Raw genomic sequence first — 13340 nt, 5'->3', positions numbered from 1 at the left:
GACATTCATATCTGGGCGGCATCAGCCCGCTCGCGTTCGAAGCCAAGGTGGCTTAATGAGATAGGTGACCGGCACAAAACCGTTACAAGTCCAGCCGGAAGTCGGCAATCGTCTCGGCCTTCTGCTGGAGGATCAGCATCCAGTCGCTGTTCTCGAGCGCGGCGCGCGCGCCATCCGACTTGTAATAGTCATTGAGCGACTGGGTGGCGGTCGCGAGCGCGCCGCCATATTTGCGCGCGGTACGGGCATAGGTTTCGACGAACTCGCCCATCGAGCCGCCCTTGAGCATGCTCCAGGCCTCGTCGATCAGCAGGAGCTTGCGGGTTGCGCGCGACGTGCGCGTCATGGCCTGGCCGGTCATGAACATGATAGCCGAGAGCACGACGCTTCTCAGTTCCTCGCGCGAGGCCAGATCGCTCATCTCGAAGACCGTGAAATCATCGTCGAGCGCGAAACTGGCTTTGCCCGAGAAGAACCCTCCGTAGCTGCCGCCTCGGCAATAAGGGGAAATCGCGGTCGCGAGGTTGGCGCCGAGCTCAGCGCCGCCCTGTTCAAGCGCCGCGGCAATATCATTGATGCTGCCGCCGCTGCCGAGCGTGTCCCACACGGACGTTACCGCCCGGTCGATGAGCCCGCGCTCGGTGTCGCTGGGCTTATCGTCGTGCCGCGCCATCTGCCCGATGATCGCCTTGATCATCGCGAAGCAGTCGAGGCGGTAGTCCTCATCGCTCGATGCCCGCGCATCGTCGACCATCGAGAACGGGTTGAGCGAGAACCCCGCCGCCAGCGTGAACTCGACGAACCGGCCGCCCTGGAGCTTGACCGAATGCTCGAACGAGCGACCATCGTCGATCACGACGACCTTCGCGCCTGCCCCGCGCAGGGCCGCGCACAGCTCCTGGAGCAGGACCGACTTGCCCGACCCCGACTTGCCGCAAATGGCGATGTTGTGGTTGCCCGCCCCATTCTCGAAGGGCGACCACCAGAAGGGCTGGCCGCGGCGGCCGACGAGGAGGAGATGGGGGACGCTGCGCCCGAGGTACTCGCCCTGCATCGGCGCGATATTGGCCGCCGTCGTGGAAAGCATGGTGCGCATGCGCTTCAGGCGAAGCATGTCGTCCGCCAGCCCATCGGCGAGGCTCAAGGGGAAAGCCGCAACCAGGCCCTGGAGCTGGAGAAAACGCTCGTCGGCAAGATCCCAGCCCGCCGCCTTGAAGATCGCCTTGATCACGCGTTCTTGCGCATCGCCCGATCCAAGCGGTGAATAGCTGGTGAGGCCATAGAACAGCTTCACCAGCTTCTTGCCCGCCTGCAGCTCGTTCTGGACATGCCGCCATTCGGCCGACTGGTCGGCGAGCTTGGGCAGGAAGCGCGCGCTTTTCGTTTGGCTAAGGCTCGTCGTGCGCATGAACTTGTACCCAGCCCGCGCCGATGCCGCATCCTGGTCGGGATAGACGAGGCAGAGCATCGTCGCGGTCGGACAAGGGAAGCGCAGCTTGTCTGTGAACATGTCGCCGATGAGGCGTGCGCCTTCCCACGGCGCCCAGCGTTCGGGGAACGAGCGCACGGCAAAGTGGCGGACGTCGAAGCTGTCGGGCAGACATTCCCCGACTTCGGGATTGCCGGCGCTGTCGCGGCCTATCTCGCGGAACCGCTCGGTTCGCAGCACCATGCGGTCGTCCTCGACCTCGAGCTCGATATCGCCGCGGATCGCCTGGACGTCGATCTGCTCAAGCGGGTTCCAGCCTGCACGCTCCGGCTCGCGGGCCGTGGTCGGCGAGGTCAACTCGTCGATCAGCCCAATGAGCGCCGAGGGCCGCAGTGCATGGGCTTCGAGCCCCAGCGAATGGATGAGCCCCAGGAGCCCCTCTCGGCATTCGGTGAGCTCTGCGTCGGTGACACCGGAGCTCTCCGGTACCCCGAGCGAGACGATCAGCCGGCTGCTGCGGACATGGAAGGGCGCATGCGCCGAACCGCTTTCCCAGACGAGATCGTAGAACCGTGCGAGCCGCTCGCGCGCGATTGCCTCGTAGATGCCGCCCTGCTCATAGCGGGGAGCAAACCATGGCGAGACAATCTGCCCGATGCGCGGGCTGGCGAAATTGAGCACCTGCAGGCAGGCCCCCTGCGGCAGCCCTTCGGAGAAGAACTGCCCCAGGATTTCGCCAGTGCGCTCGTCGGCACCGATAAGCGGGGTCACCTCAAGGATGAACCCCTTCGAGCGGGCATTGCGATAGAGCCCGGCGCTCTCATCGAAGACCCGGTACGGGAGCCAGTCGGAGAGCATGTCGAGGCCCAAGCGCGCCCGCGGCTTTTCTGCCGAGGCCGTATCGGCAAACAGCGAACCCATCAGAGCGTCGCGCGCCCTGCTAAGCGAGAGAGTCATGGCTTTTGACCTTCCTGAGGCGTGGACACCTCTTGATCGACATCTGGTTGGGGGACCCGGGCTGGGAGGGAGGCTGGCCCGGGTCCCCCGGCCGGAGCGTGCTGCAAGGGGGCAGTGAGCACGTCCGGCAAGGCGGTGTTGGTGGGATCGGCGGTAGCAGGCACAGGCAGCTCTCCTGCGCCGTCCGGGTGGCGGGCGGCGTTCACCGCTCGGGCCAAAGCCCGGGCAACTTCACGCCGGCTCGACGGATCCTGGAATTGGCTTGGCGCACTGGTCGGCAACGGCACATCGACGACCCGCGCTTCGTGCGTCCGCCCATCTGCATCGCGATAAGCCGCAAGAACGACGCGCAGCCGCCCTTCGGAAATCTGTGACTTGATCCGCGCGGCGGGCGCAAGGGCCGCTTCAGGCACCTTTCGCGCAGCGTGTGTGGCCGCCTCGTCGATCACCGAGGTAGGAGCGCAATTGCCTTCCGGAGCCCGGCACGAGAAGCTGCCTTTGACATTGCCGCCCAGCACCGCGCAGCCGCTGGTCGTTGTGAGAACGGCCATCAGCGCAGCCAGGCGCGCAGCGGCAAGTGATTGCTTGTGGGAGCGCAGCATCAGCGGCCTCCCTTGGCAGGTGCGAGCCCGAGGAAGCGGCGGATCTCGTTGGCCGGGCGATAGCCCTGGAGCACCGCGCCATCGCTGGCGCGCACCATCACCGGCGTTCCGGAAAAGCCGTTGGCCCGCGCAAAGGTCTCGTTCGCATCGAGCCCCTTGGGCTTGCAGCCCTGCGGGGTGCGCGCCGATTGACCGGCGTAAGCGGCATGCAGCGCAGCCACCGGATCGGGCGCGCAAAGGACAGCTTCGGACAGTGCCCGGCTCTTTGCCCCGAAGATCGAGATTGGCCGTTCCTCGACCTGAACACCGGCCGTGGTGAGCTCGCCGGTCAGGCGCTGGCAGTAGCCGCACTGGAAATCCGAAAAGACCACGACCTTGGGGCCTTGCGGATTGCCCCAGCGCACGGCGCCATCGGCAGGCAGGCGCGAAAGATCGACCTTCGCCGGGAGGGCGCCTGCCGGCTGTTCATCCTGCGGCTTGCTGTCTCCCCCAGCACGCGCAGCACCGGCCGCGATAAGGTCGGGGTTGAGCTCGAGCAGACGGGCGGCGGTCACATCGCGGCGCGTCTCCATGTCATAGAGCCGGCCGACCAAGAGGTAGCGCGCGGCAGCGTCGACATAGAACAGCGTATTGCCCGATACGACTTCGCACAGGCCGCCAAATCCTTCGCAAGTGAGTGCATCGATCGGCGTCTTGGGCAGGCGCGCCTTGAGCGCAGCACGCACATCGCTGGGCGTGTCACTGGCGCGGGCAGGCTCGGAGGTAACCGCAGCGAGGCCGAGGCTGATCACGGTAAACGCCGTGGTGACAGCAAGCGCTGCCGTCGCGGCGCGGGCCTTCAGACCCGGCTGACTTTGCGAGTAATTCATTTCGTATTGCTCCTGACGTGAACGCCGTCGAGAAAGACGATCTCGACCTCGATGCCAGTCGGCATCTCGACGACGGGTTGGTATTGTTCGGCGCGTTCGATGAGGTACTTGCTCACCGTGTCAGCGGCCTCGCCGGCGCCCTGGCCAAGACCGCCCGCGACAATGTCGGTCGGCGAGAGTGACTGGCGTTTGCCGTCAGCCCCGACCTGTCCGGTGAAAATGCCATTGGCATTGGCTGAAAAGCCGCGGCCAAAGCCGCCAACGATCCCGGCAAGCAGGGCTTGGCTCACGAGGCTGCCCTCGCGGCTGACAACACGGCCGCGAACGCCCGACTTGCCGGCAAAGCTGATGAAGCCTTTGACCTCGCTCACCGCATAGCGGCCGCCGGGCTGCGCGCAGGTCATGCGGGCAAGCTTCACATAGACTTTCTCACTGCTGAGATCGCCGCGGGCCGCGCCATTGACGAGGCAGCCGGTTATGTCGGTCGTCAGCACTTTGCCGCCGCGCATGACCGAGCGCGCCGGGCCGGTGATCCGCAGCACCACCGGCAGCGGATCGGTCTGGCTGGCAACGCCGGTGGAGGCATCGACCCCGACGATGACCCGCGCCGGCGCATAGCTGTTGGGCGGCAGGTAATCCCGGCTGTCCTGCAGCAGGAGCTGCGGGGCAGCAGCGTCGCCGCCGGGCTTCTTGGGCACTGAGGCACCCGTCTCAAAGCTCATCAGGCTGACTTTGGCTTCGTTCGGGGCTTCGCCCGGCGCCGCGCTTCCTGTGCCCAACCGGATTGCACCGGGAGCAGTGGGACCGACGCCCGAGCCAACACCAGGCCCATAGGCCGGCGGCGGCGAGACAGGTGCCGGCGCCCGCGAAGCCTGGTTGAGCTCCGCCTTCAACGCGGTGTTCTCCGCCGAGATGGCGTCGATTGCGTGCTGACCGTCGGTGCGCATTTGCGCATTCTCGGACTTGAGCGCCGCGAGCTGCTGCTCGAGCTCGGGGCGCGGCACCTGGCCTTCCTTGAGCGCCTTGATCTCGCGGTCCTGGGCATCAGCCCTGTTGCCGTAAGTCGCCACGAACTCTCGTTCGGAGAGGTTGCGGTTGACGAGCCCGCCCGTGTCGATGGACACGGCTTCGCCGGTCGCACCCGCCCCCTTGCCGTCATCGCCGCTGAACAGGAACGTCGCACCGCCAACCAGGGCAATGGCGCCGACCCCGATCAGCAGCGCCTTCTGGCGCTGGGCAATCTGGCGATTGAGGTTGCGGCGTCCAACTTCACGCCGACTTTCCGGCGTGGCGTTTGCCTGCGCAGCTTGCGCAGCCGGATCGACTTCCGGCGTCACGGTTTCGTTTGCCATCACTCGAGCCCTCCCTTGCGGAAGACAAGGAAGGCGCTGGTCGCCTCGCCCGGACGCAGGACGTCGCGGCCATAGGCAAAGGCCATTGTGCCGGCGGGGCCCTCACGGTCCGCCGCGAGATCGAGCGGATCCTTGCCAAGATTGCGTAAGCGCAAGCGCTGCCCGGTCAGCTCGGCGCCGGCGTATTCGGCGACAAGCTGAACCTCGATGCCGCCGGTCTTGCGGGGCACGCCAAGTTCGGTTCGCGCCGAGAAGCCCGGCAGAACTGCGTCACCGGCCATCGCCTCGATCAGGCGGATCGCTGCATCGTCAGGACCGCTCGCTTGCTCCCAGTCTTCGGCCTCGTGCGCTTTGAGCGCCGGATTGGTGACGAAGATCTGGCTCGCGTCCTGGGCGGCCGTCCGGCAGGCGAACTTGTAGACGTAGCCCGCCTTGCTCGTGGCGAAGAAGCTAACCCGGTCGGCGGCGAACTGGGGCGGGACCGAGATGTAGATGTCACCGCGGACCGGTTCATGGGTCACCGTGAAATCGTTGAAGGGATAGGCGCTCGCGATCTTCGAGACGTTGGCAAAGCCATCGCCCACCAGCGCGATGCGGGTCAGCTCGCCGCGCGAGAGCGTGCAGTCGATCTTGGCATTGTCGGCGGCCTCGACAAACTGGTCGGCCAAGGCCGGTGAAGCGCTGAACGCAAGGGCGCACAGGGCAGCGCCAAGCGCCTTGAAGCCAGTGTCGATATGGCGCGCGGCGCCAAGGCCGAAGCAGGCAAGACCGGCACCAAGCGCGGTCGATGGGGTTAAATAGCTCATGGCCGTCTTCAGTCCTTCTGGCTTTGGTCTTGCAGCTGCTCGAAGCCGGTGAGCCCGAGTGCGAGGCCTCGGCGGCTCCAGCGGAACCGGAAGCTGCGATCGTTGCTGGCGATCACCTGCGCGCCGACGAAAGTCTTGAGCGTGCCGGTGACGGTCGAAGTGAGAGTGGCGGGATCGACTTCCATCTTGCGGATGACGAAGGCCTGGGAGATGTCCGAGCCGCGCTGCTCGTCGACGATCTTGACGAGCTCGGCCTTGAGCCGGCCGTGAGCTGCCGGATCGGCAAGCTTGAGGATCTCTGCCATCCAGTAGTCGAGCCCCTGGGGCGCGCGGTTGAGCAGCATCAGCGCGGTGTCGCGGGTGACGAGCTCGAGGTAATGCGCGTCAGGACCGGCGCTGGAGAGCGTGAGCCGTTCGCTGGTCACCGGGACAAGAACGACTTCCCGGTCCCGGGTCGCGGCAGCTCCCACCCCGAACAGCGTGGTGACGGCGAGGCCCCCGGCAACCAGAGCCAGCCAATTGCGCTGGCGTAGATATTTCTGGGCCTCTTCGTATGCGAATTCTGCGCGCATTGCGTTTCTCCCTCAGCCGGCCAGAAGGCGGCAATGGGAGGGCGGCGTGGCCTTAAGCCCGAGAAAACCCCCGGGCAGGTACCAGTAGGCAGCATGCACCAGCGCCGAGCCCGCGTTTCCGGATTTCGCCTTCCGCAAGACGAACCAGGCCGCAAAGGACAGTGCGATCCCGATGAAGATGTGCTGCGCCAGGATCCCCCAAGCGAAGGGGATCAACAGCCCCGCAAACTCGTCGATGGTCCAGAAGCCGATAAGCTCCGGGTCGTCGAGCCGTTGGGGAACGAGGTACTTGTCGGCCATGTTGCCGCCCTCCCGCCGTGACCGGATCCGCTGTTCAGATGACCGCGGTCACGACCGAGGTGACGATCGGCACGCCGGTGCCGACGCCAATGCCGACGCCCACGGGAACGGCGATCTGGCCGAGGGTGAAGCGTCCCGAGGCAAGCCCGATCAGGCCGCCGGCGAGGCTGAGCACGGTGATGATCTTGCCGCCCGAGCCTTCGAGAAAATCCGTGAACTTGACGAGAGCGGGGTCGAAGGTGGTGTCAGCGCCGGCATAAGCCGCACCGGCACCGGCAAGCGCCACCAGCGCAGGCAGGACATAGTCCTTGAGCTGGGAACGTCGGGCAATCTGGAGAGGGGTATTCATGGGCAGGGCCTTTCGAAGATTTATAGACCAGCAAGCGGCCAACCGTTCGCTGTCTGTTCTTCGTGATCCCTCGATGCCCCTGTAGGAAATCGAAGCCGTCGTTTGCGGTGCGCCCACCAAGCAAAAAATGACCTGGACGTGTCGTCAGCCCGGCAATCGCGCCAGCCCGAACATCATAAGCGCCACTGCGGCCGGATATCGCGCGAGGCCGGCTGAATTTCGCGATTCCGCTCCGCATTTTCGCGCGAATCGCCAAACCCGTCTGATTCGCTTTCTCCTATTCGTTCCTTTTATGTTCTTTTCGTTTTCCTACACCCATCCTCTTCGCATAGCCCGTGAGTCGGTCATTCCAGCCAGAGGAGAAACAGCAATGATCGATATGGGCGTACTTGGTGAAACCCAGACCCGCCGCGACCTCGCGCACCTGCTTCACGCCGCAGTAGAACTGAGCGGCCGCAATCGCTGCGAGATCGCGCGCGAGGCCGACATCCACAAAGACGCGCTGCGCCGGACCCTGTGCGGTGAGCGTAGTCCAAGCGTTGGCGAGGCGCTGCGCATCCTGGCTTCGTCAGGAACGATGCCGCATGCTCAATTGCTGCTGTTCCTCGCCGCTGGGGGCGATCAGGCTACTCGCTGGCTGCAGACTGACATCGCCCGCTTCTTCGAAGAGCTTGTCGGAGAGCTGCCGTCCGCCCTTGAACGCGTCCTCGGCAACCAGGTTCATGACGTTAAGCCCCGCTGGGCCAAGGGCACTGCCCACCGTGTGGCCCGGCTTCTGGCCGATCACATCGATGAGCTCGAGCGCAAGGATGCCCTGCTAGGTGAAGGCCATGGCGCCAGCTTGGGAGGACGTCATGGTTGAAGCTGAACCTTTGGGTCCACCCGAACCCCGGAGGGTAACGCGGCTTATCCGGCTCAAGGAGGTGCAGCACCGGGTCGGGCTCGGGCGATCGACGATCTACCGCTGGATGGCAGAGGGCAAGTTTCCGAAGCCTGTTCAGCTGGGCGGGTATGCAGTTGCATGGGCTGAGGACGATATTCAGGTCTGGATTTCCTGCAGACTGGCATGATCGGACTCACCAGTGTCCTCAAAGCCGGGACGACTCCACACCCGAACAGGCAGACCCTCCTTGCCGCAAGCTATCATCAGGAACACATGACTGCTGAAGGCGGCAAAGGCGTAACGGCTCGGCGCGGTATCCTGATCTCCTGACCCGGGAATATCTCTGCGGGGTCGTCCAGGACATCCCGATTGGCTTCGAAAATCTCGGGCCAGAGCTCAGCGTCGCCATAATGGCGGCGTGCATATGTGCTGAGCAGGTCGCCCACCTTCACCTTCTCTGTTGCGACCAGATCAGTGGGCGGAACGAAGTCCCACGGTCCCAGCGCATCAAGCTTATCGGCGACCTTAGCAAGGGCACCGGGACGATATGGTTTGCCACCAAGCCGCTCGGCCGGCGAGCGCCAGCGACGGATAGTGCTCGCCGACAGCTGCCACAGGTGTTCGGGACCTTCACGGTCGTCTTTGAATACTTGTGTCGCGCTCCACTCCGGATCCGCCTCATTCACGAGGGGAGCCAAGGGGTCTGGTTGAAAGCCATGTATGCGAGTGCCCACGCTGGTATCCAGCTTGAGCCCGGCTTGCTTCGCCCCTGCCAGCACCCAAGCAAGCGCGTCGTCAGATAGGCCGCGGATGTCGCCGCCGCCTCCGACCGATCCATGCACGCCGGGGAACCACCGCTCCTGGTAGGGAGCATTCGGATCATCATTGGTGAAGTCGGCGGTCTCGTTGAGCGAGGAAATGTCGCCGAACGACACGGGCGGGAAGAGTTCGCGCCTCTCATCGATGGCGACCGCGTGCCGTGCACGCTCGACGAACGAATCCAAACTCGGATCGTGGAAGTCATATTCCTTGTTGAGCCACCCGCTGAACGGCAGGATCTCCGGGACGCCGAGCGCGCCGACAGTGTCCCAGACCCCCAGGAATTTAATTCGGAGCTGCGGTGCCTTGCCGGCCGTGTAGCCCGGGTGGTTTGCGCACCGCCAGTCGTCATCGGCAGCGCCAATGCACACCTTGTCGGAGAAATCCGCGCGGAAGCGGCGCATTGCCTCGCCGGTCCCGTCTTTGCCTTCCTTGCGCTTCTGATAAAGCTCCACCGCTTCGTCGATCCGACCGACGTGAAGCCGGTGGAGCGGTCCTACGTGGCGTATAAATCCGACGAAGGTGCGCGCGCTATATGCGCCGCGTGAGAATCCGAAGACGTAAATCTCATCCCCGGGATCATAGTTGAATACAAGGAAACGGTAAGCTTCGCGCACGTTGTCGATCAGGCCGGTGCCAAACATTCCGCCTCTCATGGCGTCGAGATCACCAGTGCCAACACCTTCATCGTAGTGGATGATTTGGGTCACCCCATGCTGGTCAATCCGGTCTATGCTTGCCGCAGTGAGCACAACGTTGGTGGCAAGGTCGGGAACGAGCTTGTTCCACGTACCATCGAAGCAAAACACCAAGCGCTTCATAGTCAGATCCTTCTTTAACAATGGCCTTTTGATACAGGCTGGAGTCCGATGGTGAGCGCCGGCACGAACCCCATCTCGCGTTGCTGATCGTAGATTCGGAGCTCCGGGTCAGCCTTGGGCATCCACACTCTGCCAGTTTCCACTGCCAGTGATGCCGGTAGAGCTGGAAAGACATGGATAGGTGCTTTGTCGCCATGACGTGCTTTGATTGCATCAAACAACGACCGAAGTGCCTGACGGTAGGCGACCTGATCCTCCGGGCATCGCACGATGTCGTTATGTGGGTTCTCGGCGCACAGGCTCCAAATTGCGGCGCCTTCTCCCAACACCCGTTCAATCCGGTCATCGGTGACCGTCGCACTGACCCCGAGTTTCAGTGCCACGGCGCCGTTGCGTTCTTCAGCAGGCTCGCCCCTATGGTAGCGGATCGTAGGACAGTCGCGCTGCCATGCCCATGTTGCAGGTTCTCGGTGCCGCTGATGTACCACCATGGGGACAATATCGCACAGCAGCCGTCCCAGCTCGATGAGTAGGGGCTGCGGCGCGAGACCAAAGACACTTACATGCCGGATATCTTGGCGCTCGATCCGTCCCCCGACGCGCGCGGCGAAATTGCGCTGCAAATTGACCTGCTGCATCGCCCAGAAGGCGGGATCAGCATCGGTGAAGGCATGACCGATCATTTCAAGATCAATCGTCTGATGGCTAGCTGGATGATGATTGGGCGACATCGCGGTAAAGATGTCGCGGGTAGAAATGAGGGCCTCGTTTGTGCCAATACTGGCGCCAAACCTCAGAACATGGGATGCCCGATCCTCATGGATCCCCGCCAGCAGCGCTATTCGGGCTTCATGCTTGGCTTTCATCTCCTTCAGAAATAACTCGGGGTGACCGGCTTCATCATCGACATCGATCAGCTTGTGATGGACCGCGCACAGGAGCATCAGATTGTCGAGACTCTTGGCCAGTTTTGGCGAGCGGACCGGGTCGCCGCGCGGTCCTGTTGCGCTGTCGGCCACGATGTGGGCAATGAACCCGAACAATGCGTCTTCATTGCCGGAGATAAGGTCGCCGACCAGATCCTGATTGCAGCCTCGGTACTGGCAGCGCCCGGCGGCACTCGCCCAGAGTGCCGACTGCACCTTTTGCGGGACTTTAGTCTTAGCCACGAGCGGCCTCCACATGACGGCCGCTTGCCGTCCATTTGCCAGTTGCGCGCCAGCCTTCATAGGCGGCCAGCCATTCGATGGTCCAAGGCACCGTCGTCTCCGCGATGAGATCGGCCGGCGACCAGTCGCCCGCCTCGGCATCGAGGAGGCACAGCGTCACGTCGCCACCCGGGCTATAATAGACATGCGGCAAACGGCCTTCAGGATCGCCGGGGCGCGGCCGCAAGGCCGGTGAGAGGATCGAAACGCGCGGTTGCAGACGTCGAGGGTCGAGATTTTCGATGAGCAGCGGCGCCCGGTAGAGGATGCCAACGCGATAGGTCTGAAGTAGCGGCCGGACCGGTCCTTCCCACATGGCGGTCTCGGCTTGGCGCGCGAGCAACGCGAATTCGGGCCAGATCGCCCGCATCGCCTCGATCTGAACATCTACACCGAGAACCATGGTCAGCGCCGCTCACCCATATTGGTGTGTGCGCGTGCCGCCACTGGTGCCAGGGCGCTGGCACCAGTGATGATCGCAGGCGCGGCCGGGGTAAAAAGGCCACCAGTCCGAGTATAGCCGTGCTGACGGGTCTGAACTTGCTGACCTAGCCGCTTGTTGTAAGCATCGACCGAGCGGGTCACGACACGCTGGCCGAATTGTTCCCGTAACCAGTCCTGAAGGTCTTCGAGCTGCATGCCGCGTTCGCGGACGGCCTGAAGGCCGTCGGCCAGAGCAAGGAGCGCTCTTGCATAGTGCTGCTGCTGAGATTGGTTTTCCGGCCAGCGGTCGGTAAAGCGTTCCTCGTAAAATTCGGGATTGGGCACATCGAGCAGCTTGTTCTGGCGCGCGGTCTGGTCGATCGCCCGCGCCGTCCAGCGTGCCTGGCGGATGACCATGTCAGCAAGGCCCATGCCCGGCACTGCCGCGTGGCCAGCATGACAGGACAGCATGACCGACGGCGGCATCCGGCCAGACGCATCCGCATAGAGAATGTTGCGATGGCGCTTGATCAGTTGAAGCGCGACCGTGGTGACGCTCTTGACGATGAGTGGGGTCTGGTCGGGCACCTCCTCCACGTCGGCGGCGTCGAAGGCAAAGCCGTGTTTGACATAGAGTTCACGGTTGAGCGCGATGGCAAAACGCTCTTCGATCGGCGTTCGCTCATTATACCATGCGCAAAAGCCATAGGCATTCATCGGCACATATCGATGTTCGCTCGGAAGGCCCTGCTTGGCGTGGGCGATCACGCCCTCCTTCTCCTTCAGAGCGCGGCGCCGGGCCGGCGTCACGTCAAGGTGCATGCCATCCGCATAATAGAGCGTGATGCAGCGGGTCTTCCGCTCGATCCGCGAGACTGGATAGTCCTGCAGCGCCTGCTCGAGAAGGTCGAGCAGCGCTTCAGGCCCTTCATTACCGCCCATGATCTCGGCAACGGCATCAAGATCATATTCGTCATCGGTGCCGCGGGTCGAAATTGTCGCATCAATCGCCATCGAGCCTTGGGGATAGAAGCTAGACACCCGGCCCTGGAGAGGGCTGCCGGGGCGATCAATATAGCGGCAGACCGCCTCGTAGCGATCGACGGCTTTGATATGCAGTCCCGGTGGCAGCTGAAGATTGACCGCGATCTCGGCCAGGATCGCATCGAGCGGGTCTCCAAAGGGGTCTCGCGGACGTCCGTCGCCGCGGAAGATATTCGAGGGCATCTGGAGACTCCGGTTTACAAAACTGCGCTGTACTGGCACCACACATTCGCATTGTGGGATTGCGCTCTGCAGATTTCAAGGGATTTCGGTTTACAAAATCGTCACCATATGATGTTTTTGTAAACCGAGGGGTGAAAGGTAGCCAAGCCATGATCGGCACGAGACTGAAGCTTGCGCGCGCATCCGCAGGATTGTCGCTGCGCGAGCTCGCTGAGCGCATGGGCCATGTGGTCAGCGCACAGGCGATCGGAAAATATGAGCGCAATGAGGACATGCCCGGTTCGCGTGCCCTTATGGCGCTTGCGGGCACGCTGGGCGTGAGCGAATCCTATCTTTTGAGCGATGAGGAACTGACGCTGGAAGGTGTCGATTTCCGCAAGAAACGAAGCGCCAAGGAAGAGGCGACGATCGAGGCGCAGACCCTGCAGTTGCTCGAGCGTTATCTAACCATCGAGGAACTGCTCGGACTCAAAAGCGTCGAATGGGAGCAGCCGCGCAGCGCACCATATCCGCTACACGATCTTCGCGATGCCGAGGATGCGGCGCGTTCCGTTCGTGAGGAATGGGGACTTGGACATGATCCGGTGCCCAAGCTTGCCGAGCTCCTCGAGGAGCGAGGGATCAAGGTATGGACTTGTAACGGTTTTGTGCCGGTCACCTATCTCATTAAGCCACCTTGGCTTCGAACGCGAGCGGGCTGATGCCGCCCAGATATGAATGTCG

Annotated in this window: 15 protein-coding genes; 3 read left to right on the top strand and 12 right to left on the bottom strand. The window is 63.3% G+C overall.

What is annotated here, in order from left to right; genetic code table 11:
- Positions 1 to 82 precede the first annotated feature (82 nt).
- The 8 genes from GGQ88_RS20400 to GGQ88_RS20365 are packed head-to-tail and all read right to left on the bottom strand — an operon-like array spanning position 83 to position 7236.
- Entirely contained in the window at positions 83 to 2386 is a 2304-nt protein-coding gene (locus GGQ88_RS20400; protein ID WP_246386406.1) for a TraC family protein, read from the bottom strand.
- Positions 2383 to 2988 (bottom strand): hypothetical protein, encoded by a 606-nt coding sequence (locus GGQ88_RS20395; protein ID WP_246386405.1) that lies wholly within the window; start codon positions 2986 to 2988, stop codon positions 2383 to 2385. The genes GGQ88_RS20400 and GGQ88_RS20395 overlap by 4 nt, the downstream gene beginning before the upstream one ends.
- The gene (locus GGQ88_RS20390; protein WP_183615273.1) at positions 2988 to 3857 is read right to left on the bottom strand and encodes a DsbC family protein; all 870 of its coding nucleotides are present in this window, start codon (positions 3855 to 3857) and stop codon (positions 2988 to 2990) included. The genes GGQ88_RS20395 and GGQ88_RS20390 overlap by 1 nt, the downstream gene beginning before the upstream one ends.
- Entirely contained in the window at positions 3854 to 5209 is a 1356-nt protein-coding gene (locus GGQ88_RS20385) for a TraB/TrbI/VirB10 family type IV secretion system protein (protein WP_183615272.1), read from the bottom strand. Before GGQ88_RS20385 ends, GGQ88_RS20390 begins: the two co-directional genes overlap by 4 nt.
- Complete coding sequence (locus tag GGQ88_RS20380; RefSeq protein ID WP_183615271.1) at positions 5209 to 6015, bottom strand: type-F conjugative transfer system secretin TraK; 807 nt, start codon at positions 6013 to 6015, stop codon at positions 5209 to 5211. The genes GGQ88_RS20385 and GGQ88_RS20380 overlap by 1 nt, the downstream gene beginning before the upstream one ends.
- 8 nt (positions 6016 to 6023) lie before the next feature.
- Entirely contained in the window at positions 6024 to 6587 is a 564-nt protein-coding gene (locus tag GGQ88_RS20375) for a type IV conjugative transfer system protein TraE (protein ID WP_183615270.1), read from the bottom strand.
- A gap of 12 nt (positions 6588 to 6599) precedes the next feature.
- Complete coding sequence (gene traL, locus GGQ88_RS20370; protein WP_183615269.1) at positions 6600 to 6887, bottom strand: type IV conjugative transfer system protein TraL; 288 nt, start codon at positions 6885 to 6887, stop codon at positions 6600 to 6602.
- A 34-nt stretch (positions 6888 to 6921) separates the two neighbouring features.
- On the bottom strand, positions 6922 to 7236 hold the full coding sequence (locus GGQ88_RS20365) for a hypothetical protein (RefSeq protein ID WP_183615268.1): 315 nt from the start codon (positions 7234 to 7236) through the stop codon (positions 6922 to 6924).
- A gap of 127 nt (positions 7237 to 7363) precedes the next feature.
- Between GGQ88_RS20365 and GGQ88_RS20360 the strand changes: the two genes are divergently transcribed.
- Positions 7364 to 8098 carry a hypothetical protein gene (locus tag GGQ88_RS20360; protein WP_246386404.1) on the top strand — a complete coding sequence of 245 codons (735 nt, stop codon included), beginning with the start codon at positions 7364 to 7366 and terminating at the stop codon, positions 8096 to 8098.
- Positions 8091 to 8306 (top strand): helix-turn-helix transcriptional regulator, encoded by a 216-nt coding sequence (locus GGQ88_RS20355; protein ID WP_183615265.1) that lies wholly within the window; start codon positions 8091 to 8093, stop codon positions 8304 to 8306. The genes GGQ88_RS20360 and GGQ88_RS20355 overlap by 8 nt, the downstream gene beginning before the upstream one ends.
- Positions 8307 to 8382: 76 nt before the next feature.
- Here GGQ88_RS20355 and GGQ88_RS20350 read toward each other — a convergent pair whose 3' ends face one another.
- From GGQ88_RS20350 to GGQ88_RS20335, 4 genes are read right to left on the bottom strand one after another with little or no spacing between them, the layout of a single operon-like run.
- The gene (locus tag GGQ88_RS20350) at positions 8383 to 9759 is read right to left on the bottom strand and encodes a phospholipase effector Tle1 domain-containing protein (protein ID WP_183615263.1); all 1377 of its coding nucleotides are present in this window, start codon (positions 9757 to 9759) and stop codon (positions 8383 to 8385) included.
- Between the two features lie 14 nt (positions 9760 to 9773).
- Positions 9774 to 10928, bottom strand: a complete 1155-nt coding sequence (locus GGQ88_RS20345) for an SAVED domain-containing protein (protein ID WP_221214805.1) — start codon at positions 10926 to 10928, stop codon at positions 9774 to 9776.
- Positions 10921 to 11370 (bottom strand): type II CBASS E2 protein, encoded by a 450-nt coding sequence (locus GGQ88_RS20340; protein ID WP_183615261.1) that lies wholly within the window; start codon positions 11368 to 11370, stop codon positions 10921 to 10923. Before GGQ88_RS20340 ends, GGQ88_RS20345 begins: the two co-directional genes overlap by 8 nt.
- A 2-nt stretch (positions 11371 to 11372) precedes the next feature.
- Entirely contained in the window at positions 11373 to 12617 is a 1245-nt protein-coding gene (locus GGQ88_RS20335; RefSeq protein WP_183615260.1) for a nucleotidyltransferase domain-containing protein, read from the bottom strand.
- Between the two features lie 59 nt (positions 12618 to 12676).
- Between GGQ88_RS20335 and GGQ88_RS20330 the strand changes: the two genes are divergently transcribed.
- Complete coding sequence (locus GGQ88_RS20330; RefSeq protein ID WP_246386403.1) at positions 12677 to 13318, top strand: helix-turn-helix domain-containing protein; 642 nt, start codon at positions 12677 to 12679, stop codon at positions 13316 to 13318.
- Positions 13319 to 13340 lie beyond the last annotated feature (22 nt).

This window comes from Novosphingobium hassiacum (assembly GCF_014196055.1).
GTDB classification, from domain to species: domain Bacteria; phylum Pseudomonadota; class Alphaproteobacteria; order Sphingomonadales; family Sphingomonadaceae; genus Novosphingobium; species Novosphingobium hassiacum.
The sequence above is the reverse complement of the archived record's forward strand: the minus strand, read 5'-3'. Positions and strand labels throughout refer to the sequence as shown.

Excerpts from the sequence above, each read along its gene's own strand:
- GGQ88_RS20400 (WP_246386406.1), bottom strand. The coding sequence starts at position 2,386 with ATGACTCTCTCGCTTAGCAGGGCGCGCGACGCTCTGATGGGTTCGCTG.
- GGQ88_RS20395 (WP_246386405.1), bottom strand. The coding sequence starts at position 2,988 with ATGCTGCGCTCCCACAAGCAATCACTTGCCGCTGCGCGCCTGGCTGCG.
- GGQ88_RS20390 (WP_183615273.1), bottom strand. The coding sequence starts at position 3,857 with ATGAATTACTCGCAAAGTCAGCCGGGTCTGAAGGCCCGCGCCGCGACG.
- GGQ88_RS20385 (WP_183615272.1), bottom strand. The coding sequence starts at position 5,209 with ATGGCAAACGAAACCGTGACGCCGGAAGTCGATCCGGCTGCGCAAGCT.
- GGQ88_RS20380 (WP_183615271.1), bottom strand. The coding sequence starts at position 6,015 with ATGAGCTATTTAACCCCATCGACCGCGCTTGGTGCCGGTCTTGCCTGC.
- GGQ88_RS20375 (WP_183615270.1), bottom strand. The coding sequence starts at position 6,587 with ATGCGCGCAGAATTCGCATACGAAGAGGCCCAGAAATATCTACGCCAG.
- traL (WP_183615269.1), bottom strand. The coding sequence starts at position 6,887 with ATGGCCGACAAGTACCTCGTTCCCCAACGGCTCGACGACCCGGAGCTT.
- GGQ88_RS20365 (WP_183615268.1), bottom strand. The coding sequence starts at position 7,236 with ATGAATACCCCTCTCCAGATTGCCCGACGTTCCCAGCTCAAGGACTAT.
- GGQ88_RS20360 (WP_246386404.1), top strand. The coding sequence starts at position 7,364 with ATGACCTGGACGTGTCGTCAGCCCGGCAATCGCGCCAGCCCGAACATC.
- GGQ88_RS20355 (WP_183615265.1), top strand. The coding sequence starts at position 8,091 with ATGGTTGAAGCTGAACCTTTGGGTCCACCCGAACCCCGGAGGGTAACG.
- GGQ88_RS20350 (WP_183615263.1), bottom strand. The coding sequence starts at position 9,759 with ATGAAGCGCTTGGTGTTTTGCTTCGATGGTACGTGGAACAAGCTCGTT.
- GGQ88_RS20340 (WP_183615261.1), bottom strand. The coding sequence starts at position 11,370 with ATGGTTCTCGGTGTAGATGTTCAGATCGAGGCGATGCGGGCGATCTGG.
- GGQ88_RS20335 (WP_183615260.1), bottom strand. The coding sequence starts at position 12,617 with ATGCCCTCGAATATCTTCCGCGGCGACGGACGTCCGCGAGACCCCTTT.